The 20101-nt window shown below is 73.8% G+C and carries 19 protein-coding genes; 6 read left to right on the top strand and 13 right to left on the bottom strand.

Annotated elements, in window-relative coordinates; translation table 11 throughout:
* Positions 1-47 precede the first annotated feature (47 nt).
* The 8 genes from VMN58_07805 to VMN58_07770 all read right to left on the bottom strand — a co-directional run bounded on the left by VMN58_07805 (position 48) and on the right by VMN58_07770 (position 8766).
* Positions 48-545, bottom strand: a complete 498-nt coding sequence (locus VMN58_07805; protein HUF33096.1) for a DUF4395 domain-containing protein — start codon at positions 543-545, stop codon at positions 48-50.
* Between the two features lie 67 nt (positions 546-612).
* The gene (gene rsgA / locus VMN58_07800) at positions 613-1665 is read right to left on the bottom strand and encodes a ribosome small subunit-dependent GTPase A (GenBank protein HUF33095.1); all 1053 of its coding nucleotides are present in this window, start codon (positions 1663-1665) and stop codon (positions 613-615) included.
* A gap of 28 nt (positions 1666-1693) precedes the next feature.
* Positions 1694-2191 carry an NUDIX hydrolase gene (locus VMN58_07795; protein HUF33094.1) on the bottom strand — a complete coding sequence of 166 codons (498 nt, stop codon included), beginning with the start codon at positions 2189-2191 and terminating at the stop codon, positions 1694-1696.
* A gap of 41 nt (positions 2192-2232) precedes the next feature.
* Positions 2233-3633 carry a hypothetical protein gene (locus tag VMN58_07790; GenBank protein HUF33093.1) on the bottom strand — a complete coding sequence of 467 codons (1401 nt, stop codon included), beginning with the start codon at positions 3631-3633 and terminating at the stop codon, positions 2233-2235.
* A 1-nt stretch (position 3634) separates the two neighbouring features.
* Positions 3635-4366 (bottom strand): hypothetical protein, encoded by a 732-nt coding sequence (locus VMN58_07785; protein HUF33092.1) that lies wholly within the window; start codon positions 4364-4366, stop codon positions 3635-3637.
* 64 nt (positions 4367-4430) lie between these two features.
* The gene (locus VMN58_07780; protein HUF33091.1) at positions 4431-7103 is read right to left on the bottom strand and encodes a GNAT family N-acetyltransferase; all 2673 of its coding nucleotides are present in this window, start codon (positions 7101-7103) and stop codon (positions 4431-4433) included.
* 10 nt (positions 7104-7113) lie between these two features.
* A complete protein-coding gene (locus VMN58_07775; GenBank protein HUF33090.1) occupies positions 7114-8358 on the bottom strand; it encodes a Glu/Leu/Phe/Val dehydrogenase in 1245 nt (414 codons plus the stop codon).
* A gap of 69 nt (positions 8359-8427) precedes the next feature.
* Entirely contained in the window at positions 8428-8766 is a 339-nt protein-coding gene (locus tag VMN58_07770) for a hypothetical protein (GenBank protein ID HUF33089.1), read from the bottom strand.
* A 67-nt stretch (positions 8767-8833) separates the two neighbouring features.
* Here VMN58_07770 and VMN58_07765 point away from each other — a divergent pair, with 67 nt between their 5' ends.
* From VMN58_07765 to VMN58_07750, 4 genes are all read left to right on the top strand, one after another.
* Positions 8834-9706: an arginine deiminase-related protein gene (locus VMN58_07765; protein HUF33088.1), complete on the top strand. Its 873-nt coding sequence runs from the start codon at positions 8834-8836 to the stop codon at positions 9704-9706.
* Positions 9703-10788: an alpha-hydroxy acid oxidase gene (locus tag VMN58_07760; GenBank protein HUF33087.1), complete on the top strand. Its 1086-nt coding sequence runs from the start codon at positions 9703-9705 to the stop codon at positions 10786-10788. Before VMN58_07765 ends, VMN58_07760 begins: the two co-directional genes overlap by 4 nt.
* Before the next feature lie 30 nt (positions 10789-10818).
* Positions 10819-11076 (top strand): hypothetical protein, encoded by a 258-nt coding sequence (locus VMN58_07755; GenBank protein ID HUF33086.1) that lies wholly within the window; start codon positions 10819-10821, stop codon positions 11074-11076.
* A 77-nt stretch (positions 11077-11153) separates the two neighbouring features.
* Positions 11154-12518, top strand: coding sequence for an FAD-binding oxidoreductase (locus VMN58_07750; GenBank protein HUF33085.1), 1365 nt, complete (start codon positions 11154-11156; stop codon positions 12516-12518).
* Positions 12519-12650: 132 nt separating this feature from the next.
* Here VMN58_07750 and VMN58_07745 read toward each other — a convergent pair whose 3' ends face one another.
* The gene (locus VMN58_07745; GenBank protein HUF33084.1) at positions 12651-13346 is read right to left on the bottom strand and encodes a ribonuclease HII; all 696 of its coding nucleotides are present in this window, start codon (positions 13344-13346) and stop codon (positions 12651-12653) included.
* Positions 13347-13524: 178 nt separating this feature from the next.
* Here VMN58_07745 and VMN58_07740 point away from each other — a divergent pair, with 178 nt between their 5' ends.
* Entirely contained in the window at positions 13525-13728 is a 204-nt protein-coding gene (locus VMN58_07740; protein HUF33083.1) for a hypothetical protein, read from the top strand.
* 43 nt (positions 13729-13771) lie between these two features.
* Here VMN58_07740 and VMN58_07735 read toward each other — a convergent pair whose 3' ends face one another.
* Positions 13772-14065 carry a GYD domain-containing protein gene (locus VMN58_07735; protein ID HUF33082.1) on the bottom strand — a complete coding sequence of 98 codons (294 nt, stop codon included), beginning with the start codon at positions 14063-14065 and terminating at the stop codon, positions 13772-13774.
* Between the two features lie 75 nt (positions 14066-14140).
* On the opposite strand from VMN58_07735, the gene VMN58_07730 reads away from it, so the two are divergent.
* Positions 14141-15631 carry a wax ester/triacylglycerol synthase family O-acyltransferase gene (locus VMN58_07730; protein HUF33081.1) on the top strand — a complete coding sequence of 497 codons (1491 nt, stop codon included), beginning with the start codon at positions 14141-14143 and terminating at the stop codon, positions 15629-15631.
* A 19-nt stretch (positions 15632-15650) separates the two neighbouring features.
* On the opposite strand, the gene VMN58_07725 is transcribed toward VMN58_07730, so the two are convergent.
* The 3 genes from VMN58_07725 to VMN58_07715 are packed head-to-tail and all read right to left on the bottom strand — an operon-like array spanning position 15651 to position 20070.
* On the bottom strand, positions 15651-16670 hold the full coding sequence (locus VMN58_07725) for a C69 family dipeptidase (protein ID HUF33080.1): 1020 nt from the start codon (positions 16668-16670) through the stop codon (positions 15651-15653).
* 38 nt (positions 16671-16708) lie between these two features.
* Positions 16709-19060, bottom strand: coding sequence for a hypothetical protein (locus tag VMN58_07720; protein HUF33079.1), 2352 nt, complete (start codon positions 19058-19060; stop codon positions 16709-16711).
* A 2-nt stretch (positions 19061-19062) separates the two neighbouring features.
* Positions 19063-20070, bottom strand: coding sequence for an NAD(P)H-dependent glycerol-3-phosphate dehydrogenase (locus VMN58_07715; protein HUF33078.1), 1008 nt, complete (start codon positions 20068-20070; stop codon positions 19063-19065).
* Positions 20071-20101: the final 31 nt, after the last annotated feature.

The following is a 20101-nucleotide window of genomic DNA, read 5'->3' as shown; positions in this document are numbered from 1 at the left end:
TCAGTCTCGCTGCAGCGGAGGGGGTCCGTCTACCGTCTCGGCTTCGCTCAGGCCACCGAGGTCGTGGGCCGCGACCAGATGTCGTTGCAGGCCGCGCACGTCTCCTCGGGGATCACGCCGGTGCGCATCAGGAGGGCGAAGATCTTGCAGCCCAGGCAGAACCCGATCACCGACTCGAGCGTGGCTGCGACGACGATCATCGCCACCAGCACCTGGGCGGCCCCGAGGGCGCCGGCGCCGAGGTGGAGCACGAGGGCGGCCACCGAGAGGGTGGCGCCGATCCCCTGGGCGAAGCGCTTCGGGGGTCCCGGCACGGGACGGGCCTCCAGCGGGAGCCGGGGCACCACGACACGGGTGACCACCTGGCCGAGAGGGCTCAGCGAGGGGCCGGTCAGGACCCGGGCCAGGAAGCCGTAGGCCAGCACGGCGAGCACGACCCGGTTGCCGGTGAGCAGGTACGCCGACGACAACACGACCACGGCTCCGGCGACGAGCCGGGCAGCGACCTCGTTGACGGGGTTGGGGAAGCGGAAGAGATCGGCCATGACGAAAGCCTACCTGATAGGTCGGGTTTCGCCTACCGGGTGACCGTCCCTCCCAGCTCCCTGGCGCTCAGCGTCCTCGGCGCCGGCTGGGGCGGCGGGCTTGCTCCTCGGCGCGGACGGCGGCGGCGGCCACCTCGGCGCGCATGGTGAGCCATGCCTCGTAGCGCTGCCGGGCCAGGCTGCCCGCCTCCACCGCCGAGGTGACCGCACAGCCGGGCTCGTTGCCGTGCGCGCAATCGCGGAAGCGGCACCCCTCGCCGAGGGTGGCGACGTCGTCGAAGCTGGCGGCGAGCGCCTCGAGGTCGACGAAGAGGCCGACCTCTCGGATGCCGGGCGAGTCGATCAGCACACCGCCCGACGGCAGGCGGTGCAGCTGGCGGGACGTCGTGGTGTGGCGGCCCTTGGCGTCACCCGCCCGCACCTCGCCGGTGGCCGCCACCTCAGTGCCCGCAAGGGCGTTGAGCAGGGTCGACTTGCCCGCCCCGGACTCGCCGAGGAGGACGAGGGTCCGGTCGAGCGCCGCTGCCCGCAGCGCCTCGAGCCCGTCGCCACGGGTGGCCGAGGCGGTGATCGCCTCTACCCCTGGCACGGCTCGGCGCACCAGCTCGAGCTCGGGGCCCGGGTCGGCCACCAGGTCGACCTTGGTCAGCACGACGAGCGGCTCGGCGCCGGCGTCGTGGGTGATGGCGACGAAGCGCTGGACCCTTCCCTCCGTGACGGGTCGGTCGAGCCCGCAGACGATGCCGACCACGTCAACGTTGGCCGCCAGGGCCTGCTCGTCGTCGGTGGTGGGGTCCCGGCGGCGCAGGAATGAAGTCCGTGGCAGGACGGCCTCGACCACACCGTCGGTCACCGCCACCCAGTCCCCCACCGTGGGCGGTGCCGGCGTCCGGAACGGCAGCGACCGGACCCCGCCGGCCTGGGCCACCATGACGGCGATGCGGTCGTGGCGCACGACCCGTCCGGGCACGGCACCGGCGGGGGCCGCCTCCGCCCACCGAGCTGCCCAACGCTCGTCCCAACCCCAGGGCTCGAGCCCGGTGGTGCTCAGCTCCGCTCCCGGGGCAGCGACGAGGACGACGGTGTCGGCGGCATGGCGCGCCACGGTACCGGATGCCACCGGCCGGCCTCAGGGGCGGGCACGAGTCTCATTCGCGAGCGCCGTTGAGGAGTCCCAGGCGCTCGAGGGTGGCGCGGAACGCGCCCAGCAGCGGCAGCGCCGCCAGGTCGGCGGCCACCACCCAACGGACGGCGGCCGTCTCCCAGTTGAGCGCGGCCTGGCCCGGGTCGAAGCGCGTCCTCACGTCGACCACCACGGTCCAGTACGACCAGCCGCCGTGGTCGTCCTCGTGGACCTCGACGACGTCGTGGTCGACGAGCGGGCCCACCTCCTCGGCGAACTCCCGCAGCGCGCCCTCCTCCGGCGACTCACCCTCGTCGAGGGCGCCACCGGGGATGGCCCACGTCCCGCCCTGGTGGCAGTGGTTGGAGCGCAGCGCCACGAAGTAGGCAGGCTCGTCACCGGCCGGGTGGTGGCGGACGAGGATGCCGGCGGCGCCGAAGCGGCCCCAGCGCCGGGTCCCGTCGGGCAGGGTGACGAAGCCGTCGCCCGAGCGCCGTCGTCGCGAGGTGGGTTCGGGCGCCATGCCCGTGGAGCATGCCAGGACGCAGTGCGAACGGCACCTCGTCAGTCGTAGGTGCCCTCCACGGTCCAGGTGCCCGACTCCCGGACGAGGAGGTGGGCGTCGCCGGCCGCGGTGACCACCTGGAGCCGGGCCCGGCGGCGGGCACCGTCGGAGTCCCACCACCGCTCCTCGCACGGCCACGGCCCGGCCCACGCCACCACCTCGGCCCAGGCTCCGCCGTCGACCGAGAGTCGGGCAGGCGCCGCGCTCACCTCCGCCCGGGCACCGACCCCGACGGGCGCGCCGGAGGCGTCGACGAGCTCGGCCCGGGGCGCCTCCTCGGGGACGGCGGCCGGCGAGGGGGTCGGCACTCGCCCCGGCCACGGGCCGGCAGCTGGGCGAGCGGAGGGAGCCACCGCCACCTCCGCTCCCAGGCGGACGGTGTGGGCGGGCACCAGGCCCACCTGCTCCCCCGGGCCACGCCCGCCGCGACGCTCGGGCACGAGGACGGCATCGGGGCCGAGCATCCCCTGGAGGCGGGCCACGCCGCGGGCGGCGCGCTCGTCGGCCTCGCGCGCACCTCCCCAGAAGCCGAGCTGGCGGCCGTCGGCGGCGACAAGCTGGTCGGGGACGAGGCGCAACACGGCGATGCCCCCGGTGGGGCGCCCCGCCCACGAGCGGTTGAGCCAGCCGTCGAGCTGCCAGCGGACGCGGTCGACCAGGGCGGCGGGACCGAGGCCACCGGCGTGGCGCCACAGTCGGGCGAGCGACTCGCCGTGCTCGGTCTCGGCCTCGATGCTCACCCGGGCACACGCCAGACCCCGCCGGGACAGGCGATCGTCGAGCTCGGCGGCCAGCGTGCGGGCGACGAACGCCGCCGTCTCCACCCGCTCCGCCGGCGGCTCGAGGGTGGCCTCGACGGTCAGCTCGGGTGGGACCTCCCGCAGCAGCGGCGGCCGCTCGTCGAAGCCCCGGGTCAGGCGGGCCAGGCGACCGCCGGCCAACCCGAAGCGCCCGACCAGGTCGGCGGCCGGCACCGCGGCCACGTCGCCCAGGCGCCGCAGGCCCAGGCGGCGCAGCAACGGGACCAGCCCGGCCACGGCGCCGTCGAGGTCGTCGGGGGCGTGGTCGAGCGCACCCACCGGCCACGACGCCAGGAAGTCCGCGCTTCCCCCGGGGACCACGACCAGCCCCCGCCGGGCGGCAAGGGTGGCGGCGAAGAGCCCATCGGCCACGCCCACGGTCACCGCCGTGGCGGGGGGCAGGGCAGCCCGGGCCACCGTCGCCACCCGTGCGACCAGACCCTCGTCACCACCGGCGAGGCGGGCCGGTCCCCGGGTGGGGAAGGCCAGGGTGCCGGGCCGGACCACCTCGACGCGCGGGGTCACCGCCTCGAGGGCGGCCGCCACCACCGGCCAGTCGGGGCACCACACCACGAGGGTCCGCACCGCCTCCCCGGCCACCTCAGCCCGCCACCGACCAGCGGGCGGACAGACCGGCACCGGCCGACCCCTGCCCCGTGGCGGTGGCCAGCCGCCCGTCGTGGCCGGGGAGCCAGAGCGCCGCCCGGCGCTCTCGCGCCGCGGCCCCCCGACCTCCCGCCACCACCTCCACCCGGCGGGCCGTCAGCCGGCCGGCGCCGCCACCGGCCGGGCCCTCCCACACCGACGACGCCACCCGCAGCCAGACATCGGCCGGCTGAGGCCACGCCCCCCGGCTCCCGCCGAGGTGCACCAGCACCGCCCCTCGCTCCCGGGCGCGGGCCGTCAGGCGCCGGGCGTCGCCCGGCCGGGCACGACCCGGGGGTCGGGCCCAGACGATGTCGACGGCATCGAGCAGGGCGGCGACGACCTCGGCCCACGAGGCGGGCGGGGGGTCGACCACGACGGTGCGCTCGAGGCACAGCCCGAGCTCGGCCGCCGCCGCCAAGCCCAGCCCCCGGACGCCCACCGCACCCACCCACGACCCCGCGACCGAGGCCTCCACGGCCAGCGCCACCGCCAGCGAGACGGTCCCGGCACCGGGGCCGACGGCCACGGTGCCGCCCCGCCGCAGGCCCTCGGGCAGCAGCGAGGCAAGGGCCGGGGCCACCGGCAGGGCCTGCTGGCGGGCCAGGACGGTGGGACGCACCACCGCGCCGGCCCGGCGGAGGGCATCGAGGGCATCGGTTCGCTCGGAGGAAGGGGCCAGCACCACCACCTCAGTCTATCGAACACCTGTTCGCTTCAGCCGGGAGGAGACCTGCCATCAATTTCGACCATCAGCGCATGCGGCGTAGGGCCAGCTCCGGGCGGGGCGACCACGGTGAGAGCCGGAGCCGGCCGTGCACGGCCAGGGCGCCGGAGCCCGTGGCGAGGACCGGGACGAGGTCCATCTCCGAAAGCTCGGGCACCTCGTCGACGAGTCGCCCCACGCGCAGCAAGAGGTCCTCGACCACCGCCCTCGTGATCGGCGAGCCCGCGGTCGACTCGACCACCGAGGCAGCGGAGGCGTCGACCAGCTCGGTGACGTCGACGTCGGTGAGGGGCGTGACCCGAAAGGCGCGGCTGGTCACCGTCGACGACCCCGAGCCGAGCATCACGAGCGGGCCGAAGGTGGGGTCCTGCACCACCCCCAGGACGAGGTCGGTCTCGCGCGCGACCGCCGGCCGCACCACGGCGGCGAAGGGCTCGCCCGACGCTGCTACGAGGCGGTCGAAGGCCTCCCCCGCCGCGTCAGGGCCTGGCAGCGGCACCTCCGACGCGGTCGCGACGTCGAGCTGCTCGGCGACTGCGGCAGGGATCACCACCACGGGCCCGTCGAGGGCCGCGGCCGCTGCCATCGCCTCGTCCCGGGAGACGACCGTGGTGGTGGACAGCACCGGGAGGCCGACGTGAGCCAGCAGGTGGGCGCTGGCTTCCTCGGAGAGCCAGGTCCCGTCGGGCTGCTCGTTCAGGGCGGCCTCCACGAGGAGCCGGGCGGCGGCGACGTCGACACCGGTGAGGTCGGGGACCCGCCCCTCGGGGCGACGGCGCCAGTCGGCGTAGTCGGCGGCCCGCGCCAGGGCGAGGGCGGCGGCCTCGGGTGAGCGGAAGACGGGGATCGACGGCGGCGCGGGGACGTCCCCGCGCACGGCGAGGAAGTTGGCCACCACCGGCTTGCCGGAGGCGCGACCGGCAGCGGCGACGGCCGCCGCGACATCGTCGGCCGCGACACGGAGTGGTGGGGTGAACACCACGATGGCGACGTCGACGTCGTCGTCGGCGAGGACCAGCTCGAGGGCCCGGCCGTAGTCGTCGGCCGACGCCCAGGAGGCCATGTCGACGGGGTTCCGCAGGTTGGTCGCCCCCGGCACCGCAGCGGAGAGGGCGCCACGCGTGGCGGCGGCGAGTGATGCCAGCTGGAGCCCGGCCCCCTCGCAGGCATCGGCGGCGAGGAGCCCGGGACCGCCACTTGAGGTGAGCAGGGCCACGCGCCGGCCGGCGGGCAGCGGCTGGCGGGCCAGCACCGATGCGACGTCGAAGAGCTGCTCGAGGGTGTCGACCCGCACCACACCGGTCTGGCGGAACAGCGCGTCGACGGCGACGTCGGCACTCGCGGCGGCCGCGGTGAGCGACGAGGTGGCGGCGCGGCCCGGACGGCGCCCGCCCTTGACCGCCACGATGGGCTTGACCCGGGAGACGCGCCGGGCCACCCGGGCGAACTTGCGAGGGTTGCCGAACGACTCCAGATAGAGCAGCACGACGTCGGTGTGGTCGTCGTCCTCCCAGTACTGGAGGAGGTCGTTGCCGCTGACGTCGGCCTTGTTGCCCACCGACACGAAGGTGGAGACGCCGAGGCCGAGCCCCGACGCCCACTCCAGGATGGCGATGCCGAGGGCGCCCGACTGCGACAGGAACCCCACCCTGCCCTCGAGGGTCCCGGCGCCGGCGATGGTGGCGTGCATCGACACCTCCGGGTCGGTGTTGACGACACCCATGCTGCTCGGACCGATCACCCGCATGCCGTGGCGGCGGGCGAAGGTGACGAGGCCGCGCTCAGCCTCGACACCGTCGTCGTCGCCGAGCTCGCCGAAGCCGGCCGAGACGACCACCACGCCCCGCACCCGCTTCTCGGCGCACTCCTCCACCACGCGCCGCACCGAGGCGGCCGGGACGACCACCACCGCCAGGTCGACGTCGTCGGGGACGTCGACCACGCTGGCGTAGGCCCGCACGCTGCCCACGTGGGCGGCGTGGCGGTGGACGGGGTAGACGGGACCGGCGAACCCGCCGTCGAGGAGGCTGCGGAACAGCTCGTGGCCGATCGTGCCCGGCGTGCGGCTGGCTCCGATCACCGCGATCGAGCGGGGTGCGAGCAGGCGGCGCATCGACCGGGCCTCGGAGCGCTGCTCGCGCTCCTGCTGGGCGGCGAGCGCGCCGGGGGTCGGGTCGATGGGGAACTCGACCCTGACGATGCCGTCCTCGAGCCGGGAGGTGGCCTCCCAGCCGGCATCGCGGAAGACGCCGATCATCCGACGGTTGTCGGGCAGCGTCTCGGCGACGAAACGACTGATGCCGCGCTCGCGGGCAGCGGCAGCGAGGTGCTCGAGCATGATCGTGCCCAGCCCCCGGCCCTGGTGGAGGTCCTCCACCACGAAGGCGACCTCGGCGTCGTCGCTCCCGGGGATCCTGTCGTAGCGGGCCACCGCGATCATGTCGTCGCCGAGCTGGGCGACGAGGGCGACGCGGTCGTCGTGGTCCACCACCGTGAAGCGCTCGATGTCGCGCGCCGACAGGCGTGGGCGGGGCGAGAAGAACCGGAAGTGGATGGTCCGGTCGGAGAGGCGGTTGTGGAGGGCGACGAGGGCGTCTGCGTCGCCGGCGGTGATGGGGCGCAGGTGGACCGTGCCGCCATCGGCGGCGACCACGTCGGCCTCCCAGTGGGCGGGGAAGCGCGCACCGGTCAGAGCCATGTGGTCGAGGCTACGGGAAGAGCCCCCGCGCCTCGATCGCCTCCGCCACCCGCTCCACGGCCACGACGAGCGCGGCGCGGCGCAGCGAGACGTCGAGCACGTCAGCGCGCACCCAGACCGTCCGGAAGGCCTCGTCCATGCGGTGGCGCAGCCGCTCGGCCACCACCTGCTCGTCCCATGCGTAGCCCTGGCGGTTCTGGGCCCACTCGAAGTACGAGGCGGTGACCCCACCGGCGTTGGCGAGGATGTCGGGCACCACCACGACCCCCCGTTCCCGCAGGATCGGGCTCGCCTCCAGCGTCGTGGGTCCGTTGGCCGCCTCCACAACGATCGCCGCCTGGAGCCGGCGGGCCACGTCGGCGTCGATCACCCCCGCCAGCGCCGCCGGCACCGCCAGCTCACACGGCACCGACCACAGGGCGTCACCGGCGATGGCTTCCCCCCCGTGGAACCCGGCCACGCTGCCAGTGGCGGCGGCGTGATCGGCGAGGGCGAAGGCGTCGAGACCGCCGGCGTTGTAGACCGCGCCCCCCACGTCACTCACCGCCACCACCCGCATGCCCGCCGAGTGCAGCAGGAAGACCAGCGGCCCTCCGACCTTCCCGAAGCCCTGGACGACGACGCGACTGCCCGCCAGTGGCAGCTCGAGGGCCTGGAACGCGGCCCGCACGCAGACCACCACCCCCGCGGCCGTCGCACCCTGGTGGCCGTGGGTCCCGCCGATCGACAGCGGCTTGCCCGTCACCGATGTCCCGCTCTCCTCGTTGCGCGCCGTGGAGATGGTGTCCATCAGCCAGCCCATCACCCGGCCGTCGGTGTTGACGTCTGGGGCGGGGACGTCGAGGTCGGGGCCGAGCAGGGGCATGATCTCCCACGCGTATCGCCGTGTGAGGCGTTCGAGCTCACCGAGGGAGAGGCGGGTCGGGTCGCACCGCACGCCGCCCTTGCTGCCACCGAAGGGCAGGTTGAGCACGGCCGTCTTGAGCGTCATCCCCGCGGCGAGGGCAGTGACCTCGTGGACGTCGACATCGGGGTGGAAGCGGATGCCGCCCTTCGCGGGGCCGCGGACGGTGTTGTGGTGCACGCGCCACCCGGTGAACACCTCGACGTTCCCCGCGTCCATGCGGACGGGGATGGCGACCTCGAGGATCCGCCGGGGCAGGCGCAGGATCCGGTGGATGTGGGCCGGGAGCTCGGCGAGCGCCACGGCGTCGTCGATGCGCTCGAGCATCGCGTCCCAGGCCTCAACCGACATGGTGTCGGTCTACCTCACGACAGGCCCTCGGCGTCGGACAGTCGTGTCACCGACGAGCCGGCAGCGCGCTCAGGCGGGCGGCGCCGCCCCCGTGAGCTCCTCGTCGGTCGGGGGCAGCACCCCCGGGCGGTAGTGGGTGAAGAGGTCGGTGATGGTGTCGACGATGCCCCGCGTGTCGGCCCCCTTGGCCAGGTCGACGGTGATCACGTTGGAGAACATGTGCACGGCGTCGATGCCGCCTCGGGCGAAGAGCTGGCGGGCGAGCTCGTCGGGCGGCCGTTCGCCGGCGATCTCGTCGCCGACCCGGTAGCGCTCGTGGCCCATGCCGGTGAGGGTTCGGTTGGTCTCGAAGCGCACGACCCACGCGTCGCGGGTCGGCTTCTCGACGACGGTGATCGACTGTCCCATGGCGGCGCCGAGGCTACCGGTGGCGGCGAGGTCGGGCGAACGCACGGTCGGGTACCGTCCCGGGCGGATGGTGGACGTCGAGGTGAACCCCTGGGGACGGCGCTACCTGATGTGCCCGCCGGTCCACTTCGAGGTGGCTTACGCCATCAACCCCTGGATGGCCCGGGACACACCCGTCGACGCCGACCTGGCGGCGACGCAGTGGGAGGCGCTGATCTCACTGCTCGCCGATGCCGGCGCCGAGGTGGAGGTCCTGCCACCGGAGGAGGGACTGCCCGACCTGGTCTTCACCGCCAACGCCGGACTCGTCGACGGCGACCGGTTCTTCCCCGCACGCTTCCGGTACCCCGAGCGTCAGGGCGAGACCGCCCACAACGCAGCCTGGTTCGCCGACCGGGGCTGGCGGGTGGAGGACCTCCCTCCCGACACGACCCACGAGGGCGCGGGCGACGCCCTGCCCTTCGGCGACACGCTGGTTGGCGGCCACCGGTGGCGCACCGACGCCACCGCCCACGAGGTGGTGGCCCAACGGACGGGGGCCCCGCTGTGCCTGGTGGAACTGACCGACGAGCGCTACTTCCACCTCGACCTGACCTTCTGCCCCCTCGACGCCCGTCGCGCCCTGGTCGCGCCCCACGTGTGGGACGAAGCCGGTCGACGGGCGGTGGAGGCGCTGGTCCCCGAGCCCCTGGTGCTGACCCCTGAGGAGGCCGACGCCTTCACCGCCAACTCCGTCGTGGTGGGCCGCAACGTGGTGATGACCGCCTGCCCACCGCGGGTCGGGCGCCAGCTCGAGGCCTGGGGCTTCGAGGTGGCGGTCGCCGACGTGGGCGAGTTCGAGAAGTCCGGTGGTGGCGTCCGGTGCCTGACCCTCGCCCTCGACGTGACCCTATCGCCGGCGAGGGCGTACGACACGGCGCCGACGGTACCCCCGGCGTGAGCGATCACAGCAACCAGTCGGCCCCGATGGTGGGCCTCCCGGGTGTGGTCGGCCTCGGCGACCTCGAGGCGCTGGCCGAGGCCGTCCTCGAACCGCAGGCGTTCGCCTACTACGCCGGTGGGGCCGGCGACGAGGTCACCCTGCGCGACAACGTCGACGCCTGGTCGCGGCACCGCCTGCGGCCCCGGGTGCTGGTCGACGTGGCGCGCATCGACCCCGCGACCACCCTCCTCGGCCAGGCGGTGTCGATGCCGGTGGGCATCGCGCCAACCGCCCTCCACGGCCTCGCCTCACCCGAGGCCGAGGTGGCCACGGCACGGGCGGCGGCCCGGGCCGGCGTGGTGCTCTGCGCGTCGAGCCTCGCCACCCGCCCCGTCGAGGATCTGGAGCCCGCCGGCGGGCTGCGCTGGTTCCAGCTCTACGAGCACCGCGACCGGGCCATCACCCTCGACCTGATAGCCCGAGCGGAGGCGAGCGGGTGCACCGCCCTCGTCGTCACCGTCGACCTGCCTGTGTTCGGGCAGCGGGAGCGCGAGATCCGCAGCGGCTTCACCCAACCGCTGGCGACGGGCTACGGGAACTTCGCCTCCTACGCCGTCGCCGGCGACGTCGAGACCGTCACCGACGGGCTCCACTCCTCCCAGCTGACGTGGGATGACCTCGAGTGGCTGCGCCGGGCCACGTCGCTGCCCATGGTGCTCAAGGGCATCCTCACCGGCGAGGACGCGGCGATTTCCTGCGAGCTGGGGGTCGACGCGGTCTGGGTCTCCAACCACGGGGGCCGCCAGCTCGACCACACGCCCGCAGGTATCGACGTGCTCGAGGAGATCGTCTCCGCCGTCGCCGGACGGGCCGAGGTGTACCTCGACGGCGGGGTACGGCGGGGCACCGACGTGCTCACCGCCCTGGCCCTCGGCGCCCGGGCTGTCTTCGCCGGGCGCCCGTGGCTCTATGCCCTCGCCCTCGGGGGCGAGGACGGAGTGGTCTCGGCCCTCGAGATCCTGCGGACCGAGCTGGTGATCGCCATGGCCCTGCTCGGCACGCCGACGGTGGCCGACGTGACCCGGGCACACGTCCGGTAGCGCTCCGCACCCAGTGGGTAGAGAGCGGTCATGTCACTCTTCGATCTGCGCTTCGAAGACCCCCTCGCCGACCGCGCCCTGCTCGCCGCGGAGGAGGAGGCGCGGGAGGCCCTCATGCGCCTCGCGACCCCCGCCCGGCCCCGGCCGTACTGCTGGGGTGTCTTCGTCCGCCACGGCGACGACGGCGGCGACTGCTTGAGGGGCTCGGCGTGCACCGGCGCGGACCACCTCGCCGAGACCGCCTGCGCGGTGTTCACGCGCTGCCCGCGCTGCGGGCCCACCGCCTGAGAGAAAGACCCCCTGGTCAAGACCGGCCGACATCCGTACCCTGAGACCCGCACACAACGACATGGGGGGTACGAACCGTGACTGTCATCGAGGGAGAGGCGCTCAACGAGGTCCGCTCATCGTTCTCGGGTGAGCTGCTCCAGGCGGGGGACACCGGCTACGACGACGCTCGGCAGGTTCACAACGGGGTGATCGACAAGCGGCCGGCGCTCATCGCCCGGTGCCGCACCACAGCCGACGTCGCCGACGCCGTCCGGCTGGCCCGGCAGGCCGACGCGGAGATCGCGGTCCGGGGCGGAGGGCACAACGTGGCGGGGCGCGCCTGCACCGACGGCGGCGTGATGATCGACCTGGCGCCGATGCGGGGCATCTACGTCGACCCGAAGCGGCGGACCGTGCGGGCACAGGGCGGCACCACCTGGGGCGAGTACAACCGCGCCGCGGCCGTGCACGGGCTGGCCACCACCGGCGGCGTCATCTCCACCACCGGCGTGGCGGGCCTCACCCTCGGCGGCGGGATCGGCTGGCTCATGGGCAAGCACGGGCTGTCCATCGACAACCTGCTCGCCGTTGAGCTGGTGAGCGCGGAGGGCGAGGTCCTCACGGTGAGCGAGGACGAGCACCCCGACCTGTTCTGGGCCCTGCGCGGAGGTGGCGGCAACTTCGGCGTGGCCGCCTCCCTCGAGTTCGCCGCCCACCCGCTCACCACGGTGCTGGGCGGGATCGTCGCCCACCCGCTGGCGTCGGCCACCGAGGTGCTGCGGTACTACCGCGAGTTCGTTGAGGGGGCGCCCGACGAGGTCACGGCGTTCGCGGGGCTCGTGCACGCCCCAGACGGCTCGGGCGACAAGATCGTCGGGATCCCGCTGTGCCACTGCGGCCCCCTCGACCAGGCCGAGCGCGACCTCGCGCCCCTGCGGAGCTTCGGACCGCCTGCGATCGACCTCGTGCAGCCCATGCCCTACCCGGTGGTGAACACCCTGCTCGACGAGGGCTTCCCGAAGGGCGCCCGCAACTACTGGAAGAGCGCCTTCCTCAGCGAGCTCACCGACGAGACGGTCGGGATCCTCGTCGATGCCTTCGCCCGGACACCGTCGGCGATGAGCGGCATGGTGATCGAGTACTTCCACGGCGAGGCGGTGCGGGTGCCGCCGACGGCCACGGCCTTCCCCCACCGGCAGGCCGGCTACAACCTGGTCATCGCCGGCGAGTGGCTCGACCCCGCTGAGGACGACGCCAACATTGCGTGGGTGCGCGAGCTCTTCGCTGCGCTGGCGCCGTTCACGGCTGACCGCACCTACGTCAACTACATGGACGCGGACGAGTCGGAGCGGGTGCGGGCCGCCTACGGCCCCAACTGGGACCGCCTCGTCGAGGTCAAGCGGCAGTACGACCCGAACAACGTCTTCCGCCTCAACCAGAACATCGACCCGTCCTCGTAGCGGACTCTCGAGGGGTGGGGTCGCGGATGGCGCGACCCCGCACCTCGGGTCCGGAGCAGCATCGTGGTGGGGCGGCACGTCAACATCGCCGACCTCACCTCATCTTCACCTGACAGCCACCGCCCCGCGCCCTCAGAACAGGGTCGGGGCGCCCGGCGGCACCGGGCGGTGGAGGCCGGTCCAGGGCAGGTGGTCCATGAAGACCCACGAGCGACGGTGGATCGAGGTCGGCCCCATGCCGGCGAGGGCGACCTTGTGGTGGGGGCAGGGGTAGCCCTTGTTGCGCTCGAAGTCGTAGCCAGGGAAGTGCTCGGCCTCGGCCCGCATGATGCGATCACGGGTGACCTTTGCCAGGATCGAGGCGGCCGCGATCGAGAGGCAGCGGGCGTCGCCCTTCACCAGGCGCTGCGTGTTGCCGCCCCCGACGAAGTCCCAGCTCCCGTCGATCAGGACCTGGTCGGGCGCCACCCCGAGCCCCTCCACGGCTCGGGCGGCGGCGAGGCGCTGGGCAGTCGACATGCCCAGGGCGTCGCACTCCTCCTGAGTGGCGTGGCCGACGGCCCATGCCGAGCACCAGTGGGCGATCCGGTCGAAGAGGGCCTCGCGCTCCGCCTCGGTGAGGGCCTTCGAGTCGCGCACCTTGTAGACCCGGCGGTCCTGCGGCAAGACGGCGGCACCGACGGTGAGTGGGCCTGCCCACGAGCCGCGGCCCACCTCGTCGATGCCCACGACCACCCGGTGACCGTCGGCCCACAGCGCCCGCTCCACCGCCAGCGTGGGCGACGATGCCTTCAACGCTCGACGCAGGACGGGGGCGGAGGCGACCACCGCCGGAGGCTAGTCCCGGCCGGCGACGATCGGGTGTGCACACGATGGCGTGAAAAGGTACATTCCGGCCCCCCGGCGCCGACGCGCGCCGCGCTCTTCAGATCCGGACCGGCCGACCGCAGCAGACCAGGAGCGGAGTGCGATGATGCAGGCATCGACGACCGAGGGTGGTGCTGACGTGGCGACGAGGCTCGCAGCCGGCACGAAGGTCGAGGTCCGGACCGGATTCGACCGCTCGTGGGCAGAGGGCTTCGAGGTCGTGAGCTCCTCCTTCGAGGGCTACCACGTGCGCCGGCTCTCCGACGGCATGGAGCTGCCCGTCGCCTTCCCCGACGACGAGGTCCGCCGTGCCCGTCAGCGCAACGACCTCTGGTGGGTCTAGAGACAGCCCGCCCACGGGCCGGCGGGAGCGACTGCTAGGCCCGCTAGCCCTCGGTGTTCATCCGGGCGATGTACTCGTCGACCGGGATGGCGGTCAGGGTCATGGCCTTGAGGGTCCCCCGGGCGGCGAGCGTGGTGGCCACCTTGGCCATGGTCACCTCGTCGGGGGCGTCGAGGATGCTCAGGAAGTCGTACTGGCCGAGCAGGGCGTACTGGTCGATGACCTGCACCCCCATGGCCTCGACCTCGCTGTTGACCGCCTTCACCCGCTCGGGGTGCTCCTGGAGGGTGGCGGCGCCGTTGGGTCCGAGGTTGGAGAGCATGATGTAGCGGGGCATAACCAGACGGTAACCGGGTGATCGGGCCGGGGTCGGCCGTAGGGTCGAGGTGCGCCAACGAAGGATGGTCCAGACATGAAGCAGCTCACCGGCCTCGACGCCACGTTCCTGTACATGGAGACCGGCACGACGTTCGGTCACGTCAACGGCCTGTCGGTGTTCCGGCGGCCCGACGATCCCGACTGGTCGCCCTACGAGGCGTTCCGCCGCCAGCTCGAGCGCCGGATCCCGCTGCTCGAGCCGTTGCGCCGACGGGTCGTCGAGGTGCCCTTCCAGCTCGACCACCCGTACTGGATCGAGGACCCCGACTTCGACCTCGACTACCACCTGCGCTCGAACGCCCTCCCGGCGCCCGGCGACGACCGGGCGCTGGCGGCCCTCGTCGGCCGGATCATCGGCCGTCCGCTGGACCGCGCCCACCCGCTGTGGGAGACCCACGTCATCGAGGGGCTCGAGGGTGACCGCTTCGCCGTCCTCACCAAGATCCACCACGCCACCGTCGACGGTGCCTCGGGCGCCGAGCTGATGACGATCCTCTTCGACCCCGCGCCCGACACCCCCGACGAGGGCATCCCGGACGACGACCGTCGCCCCGAGCCCGTGCCCTCACCCGCGACCGTGCTCGGCCGGGCGCTCGTCGACATGGCCGGCAAGCCCCGCAAGCTCGTCCGGCTCCAGCTCCGCAGCCTGCGGGCCCTGGGCGAGCTGACCCGCAACCGGGGGCTCACGGGTCTGGTCGACCTCGCGTCCAGCGTGCCCAACCCGCTCCTGCGCCGTCCCGCATCGGAGGAGGAGCCCGACACCGCCACACCGCCACGGACCGGCCGGGCGCCGGCCACGCCGTTCAACCGGTCCATCACCCCCCACCGCCGCCTCGAGCTGCGCAACGCGTCGCTCGACGACGTCAAGGCGATCAAGAACGCACTGGGGGCCACGGTGAACGACGTCATCATGGCGGTGTGCGCCGGCGGCCTGCGCCGTTACCTCCAGGCTCACGACGCCCTGCCCGCAGATCCCCTGGTGGCGATGATCCCGGTTTCGATCCGCACCGGCGAAGAGGAGGAGCGCTGGACCAACCGGGTCTCGGCCATCTTCTCCTCCATCCCCACCGACGTCGACGACCCGGTGGCGAGGGTCTGGAAGGTGCACCACGCCATGGAGGCGGCCAAGGACCGCTTCCTGTTGATGCCCGCCGACGTGATGACCGACTACACGCAGTTCTCCCCACCCGCCCTGGCCACGAGAGCCATGCGCCTGGCCACAAGGCTCAAGATCGGCGACCGGCTCAACCCACCGTTCAACCTGGTGATCTCCAACGTCCCCGGCCCGCGCTCGCCGCTCTACCTGGCCGGCGCCGAGCTCGAGCACTACTACCCGGTGTCGACCATCGGCGAGGGCCAGGGCCTCAACATCACCGTGCAGAGCTACCTCGACCGGCTCGACTTCGCCTTCGTGGGTTGCCGCGAGCTGCTGCCCGACCTCGACCTGCTTGCCGACCTCGTCCTCGACGAGCTCGCCGGCCTGCTCGCGACGGCGCAGGCCGGGGTCGCCGCGGCTGACGCCTGACGTCGCGACCTCGACGCGCTCACACCCCGCACGCAGCGAGCACGTCGTCGACCCGGCGCCACGCCTCCGGGCCCCATGCGTCCTCGTCGACCACGTCGGCGACGAGCGCCGCCTCGAGACGGGAGAGGGCAGGACGGTGCTCGGCCTGCAAGGCGACGAAGCGCTCCCACGCCGGCGGCTCGCCGAGCGCCCGGCCCACGTGGACGGGCACGTAGACCGAGGTGCAAGGCGACCCGAGGAGCCAGCGGGCGAGGGGGTGGGTCCCGGCCAGCTCCACCACCATCGACGCGGTGGTGGCCTCGACGTCGCCGGCGTGCATGCAGACGGTGAAGCCCTCCTCGCCAACGTGGCTCCGGAGGTGGGCAACCACGTCGTCCACGCGCACCGGTTCCGCCGCCAGCACCGCCCGGCTGGCGTCGAGGCGCGGGTCGACCAGCGTCGCCACCGGCTGGCGGGGGTGGCGGTGCTCGGCGTCGAACGACGGGATCGTCGTTCGGTTCGACACCGCCCGCGACCTTGCCACCCGCTCGGTTGCCCAGGTGCGCCCGGACGTCTCCAACACCCAGGCGTCGGCGCCGTCGGCCACCAGGAACGACGACCAGTAGGGCCGCTCGGCGCCGTGGTGGCCGGTCCCGCCCTGCCCGTGGCGTTCCAGCAGGTCGACCATGACCTCCACCGCGGTCGCCGCCGTCGCCGCCCGCTCGAGACCGAGGCGGACGAGGTCCATGCCGATGAGCGCGGGTGGCACCGTCCTCGGGTCGAGCGTGGTGTAGATCGCCTCGTTGCCGATGGCCACCCCGGCGTCGTTGACCCCGTGCTCCACGCCCCAGCACCACCAGGGCCGCGAGCCCACGAACCCGATGGTCTCCCCCGGGGCGGGGTCCACCGCGATGTGGGTGCACTGCAGCGGCCCGTCGTCGCGCCTCGGCGAGTGCTGCTCGAGCGGCTGGGCCTCCGCCGGTGGCCGGTCGCTGTTCTTGGCGAAGATCGTCGCCCCCGCTCGGGTGGCCGGCCTCAGCGCCACCAGGCAGTCGCACACGCTGCTCAGGCTAGTGACACCGCCACTGCCGCAGGCGTTCAGTCGCGGGTGCGCTTCGAGAGGTTGACGGGGGTGGCGGCCACGTCGGTCCGGGGGTGAGCTGCCGGCGTCTCCTCCACCACCACAGGATCCGAGGGGTGCACTGGGGCGAGGAGCGCGTCGCCGGCGCGCTCCGTGGTGGACCACGTGGGGTCGAGGCCGGGGACGGTGATGCGCACCTCGCCGACGCCGGGCTGGGGGACGAGCTCCCACAGGAGGGCCGGTCGCTCGCCGTGCCAGCGAACCGCGAACGACACCAGGCCGTGGTGGGTGGGGGCATCGTGGACCTCGATCCCGCCACCGAGCCAGGTGTCGGGGACCATCGAGCACAGCGCCAGCCCCCCGTCGAAGGTCTCGCGGACCAAGAGGTTGCGCACGAAGGTGAGGAGGTCGGCCGCGGACCCTCGGTGGTGACCATCGCCCGCGCACCCACCCGGCATGCGGGGGTGCACCACCTCGGGCCAGGTCCAGGTGGGCGTGGCGGCGTCGAGCACCCAGGCGAGGCGGTCGAGCGCCCGCCGGTCGCCGGCCTCGAGCTCGGCGAAGGCCAGCTGCAGCGTGAGCTGGGGACTCAGCCCACCGTCACCGGCGTCACGGGTGCACGCCGGCCCCTGGAGGAACCGGTCGCGGACGACGTCGGCGGTGGCGTGCATGCGGGGGTCGTCGGCGGCCATCAGCCGCAAGGGCCAGACGGCAGCCAGCGAGGCGACGGCACCCGCGTCGATCCGACGCGTGGGTCCGGCAGGCACCGCCTGCGTGCCCAGTCGTTCGGCGACGAGTGCGAGGGAGGCGTCGAGGTCGGCCCGCAGACCCCCGGCCGCCGCCATGGCGTCCTCCGCGGCCCCGACCTCTCCGGCGGCGGCGAGGAGCTCGGCGGCGTCGAGGAGCCCCCGTAACGACCACAGGTCGTCCCGGTAGGACACCTCGGGTGGACCGAGGCGGTCGGCGGAGCTCCCCGCCGGCAGGAGGCCGCGGAGCGCCGGGTCGCTCCCCCGCCTCGGCCGCCGCGCTCGCTCGATCCACTCCGCGCCACGGGCGACGCCTGGGGCGATCCCCTGCAAGGCGGGGTCCTGGCGGTGGAGCCGCCAGTGCTCGGCGAGGGCATGGATGGCCGCGCCGGTGGCGTCCCACCCCGTCGTCCCCGCGCCGAAGTGACCGTCCCCGTGCTGTCGGTCCGGGTAGGCGGCCAGCACCTCGGCGGCCTCCTCGCGGTAGCCGTAGCGGTCGAGGGCGCCGAGCAGGTGCGCGTCGCCGCGGAACGCGGACCGGCGGGAGAGGGCCGGGCCGGTCGCGGCCTCGTCGCCGTCGTGGAACAGCAGCAGGAACCGGCGGTTGGCCTCCACGCATGACATCAGGCGCTCGTCGGGGACCTCGAGGCGCATGCCACGGCCGGACTGGGCCCGCCACCCGGCAGCCACGTCGGTCGCCGATGGGATGCGAGCCGGGAGGCGCCGGGCATCGGGCACCCGCCGGCGGCCGAGCCCGCGACGGCGGGTGCGGTCGACCGGCGCAAGCGGCAGGACCACGCGCAACGTGGCGGTGTGGGCGAGGGGGTAGACGAACGCAGCGGAGGCCATGGCGGACTCGCAGCGCAAGTCGGGCGGGAACGAGGTTCCTGCCGCACCCGACAAGACCGTCCCGGCCACATCGCCCTCGGCGAGGGTGGAGCCGGCCATGCGATTGGGCACCCGCGGCAAGACCATGGCCAGCCGTCCGTCAATGGACACGGAGGTTCCCTCGTGGAGCCCGATCCGCTCGACCACGGCCACACCCAGCGGGTTGAAGGGCCGCACGACGAGGGCCACCGCGAACGGCACGCGGCTCTGGTTCTCGATCTCCACCACGACCAGCTCGGCACCGCCCTCCCTGGACGAGGCCTGCATGGCGAACACCCGCTGCACGGCATCGCCACCAGGCACGCGCATCGCCGTCTCCACCACCGGCGCGTCGTCGACGAGTCGCTGGCGCACCGCCACCTCACGGGACGGCAGGTGCCAGCGGTCATCGGCGCCGATCCACCAGTCGAGCGACCAGCCGTCGTCCAACGGCGTCACCAGCCCTCGGGGGTCGACGACCCCCTCCCACGGCGAGGCGACGTTGCCGACCGTCGTCCAGCCTCGGGCGGTGACGTTGGTCAGGAACGGGAGGTCCCCACGCGGCACGAAGGCCGGTGAGGTGGGATCGAGCTGGCGCTCGAGCCAGTGCGGCCAGACCCATCCCTCCCCCACGCGCGCCGCCGCGCTCGTGCGGAGCCCACGAGCGACCGTCTCCATCGGGAGGCGCAGGGAGGTGTCACCGCTGGACCGCGGCCGTTCTGTGGCGCGGCCCACCAGCCAGGAGCGCACGCTCATGGTCAGCCGTCGAGGCCGTGCATCTCAGCGCCCGACTGGCGCTGCATGAGGAGGGTGAGCGCCTCAGCGGCGCTCCGCCCCCGGTGGCACACGGCTTCCACCTGTTCGGCGATCGGCATCTCCACACCGAGCTCCTCGGCGAGCTCGCAGACCACCTTCGAGCTCTTGACGCCCTCGGCCACCATGTTCATCTCGTCGATGATCTGCTCCACGCTGCGGCCGAGGCCGAGCTGCTCACCCACGTGGTGGTTGCGGCTCTGGGTGCTGGAGCAGGTGGCCACGAGGTCGCCCATGCCAGCGAGGCCGGAGAAGGTGAGGGGCTCCCCGCCGAGGGCGACGCCGAGCCGGGTGAGCTCGGCCAGGCCACGGGTCATGAGGGTTGCCCGCGTGTTGTCGCCGAAGCCCATCCCGTCGATCATCCCGGCAGCGATCGCCATGACGTTCTTGAGCGCGCCCGCCACCTCGCACCCGACGATGTCGGGGTTGGTGTAGATCCGGAACGAGTCGGTGCCGAAGAGCGGCTGCAGGGCCTCGGCGATGCGTTCGTCAGCCATCGCCAGCACCGCCCCCGCCGGCTGACCGGCGACGACCTCCTTGGCCAGGTTCGGGCCGGTGAGCACGCCGGCGGGGTGGCCGGGCATGAGCTCGTTGACGATCTCGGTCATGCGCAGGCGCGTCCCCTGCTCGAAGCCCTTCGAGAGGCTGATGACCGGCACCCACGGCCGCACCTGGACGGCCACGTCGGTGAGCACGTCGCGGAAGCCGTGGGAGGGCACCGCCATGACGACCACGTCGGCGTCGGCGATGGCCTGGGCGACCGACGAGGTCGCCTCCAGCCGCGGCGGCAGCTCGACGCCGGGGAGGTAGGCGCTGTTGACGTGGTCGCGGTCGATCTCGGCCGCCAGCTCCTCGCGTCGGGCCCACAGCACGGTGGGGGTGTTGCGCGCCGCCAGCGTCGCCACCGTCGTCCCCCACGATCCGGCACCGATCACTGCGACGCGCATGGCCATGCCGAAACCGTAGAGGACCGGTGACCGTCGG

The organism is Acidimicrobiales bacterium, from assembly GCA_035512495.1.
Taxonomy (GTDB): Bacteria; Actinomycetota; Acidimicrobiia; order Acidimicrobiales; family CADCSY01; genus DATKDW01.
This window is presented reverse-complemented; position numbering and strand designations above follow the sequence as displayed.

Bases quoted from the DNA above. Each gene is read 5' to 3' on its own strand.
- VMN58_07805 (HUF33096.1), bottom strand. From the start codon at position 545: ATGGCCGATCTCTTCCGCTTCCCCAACCCCGTCAACGAGGTCGCTGCC.
- VMN58_07795 (HUF33094.1), bottom strand. From the start codon at position 2,191: ATGGCGCCCGAACCCACCTCGCGACGACGGCGCTCGGGCGACGGCTTC.
- VMN58_07780 (HUF33091.1), bottom strand. From the start codon at position 7,103: ATGGCTCTGACCGGTGCGCGCTTCCCCGCCCACTGGGAGGCCGACGTG.
- VMN58_07775 (HUF33090.1), bottom strand. From the start codon at position 8,358: ATGTCGGTTGAGGCCTGGGACGCGATGCTCGAGCGCATCGACGACGCC.
- VMN58_07770 (HUF33089.1), bottom strand. From the start codon at position 8,766: ATGGGACAGTCGATCACCGTCGTCGAGAAGCCGACCCGCGACGCGTGG.
- VMN58_07765 (HUF33088.1), top strand. From the start codon at position 8,834: ATGGTGGACGTCGAGGTGAACCCCTGGGGACGGCGCTACCTGATGTGC.
- VMN58_07755 (HUF33086.1), top strand. From the start codon at position 10,819: ATGTCACTCTTCGATCTGCGCTTCGAAGACCCCCTCGCCGACCGCGCC.
- VMN58_07735 (HUF33082.1), bottom strand. From the start codon at position 14,065: ATGCCCCGCTACATCATGCTCTCCAACCTCGGACCCAACGGCGCCGCC.
- VMN58_07730 (HUF33081.1), top strand. From the start codon at position 14,141: ATGAAGCAGCTCACCGGCCTCGACGCCACGTTCCTGTACATGGAGACC.
- VMN58_07720 (HUF33079.1), bottom strand. From the start codon at position 19,060: ATGAGCGTGCGCTCCTGGCTGGTGGGCCGCGCCACAGAACGGCCGCGG.
- VMN58_07715 (HUF33078.1), bottom strand. From the start codon at position 20,070: ATGGCCATGCGCGTCGCAGTGATCGGTGCCGGATCGTGGGGGACGACG.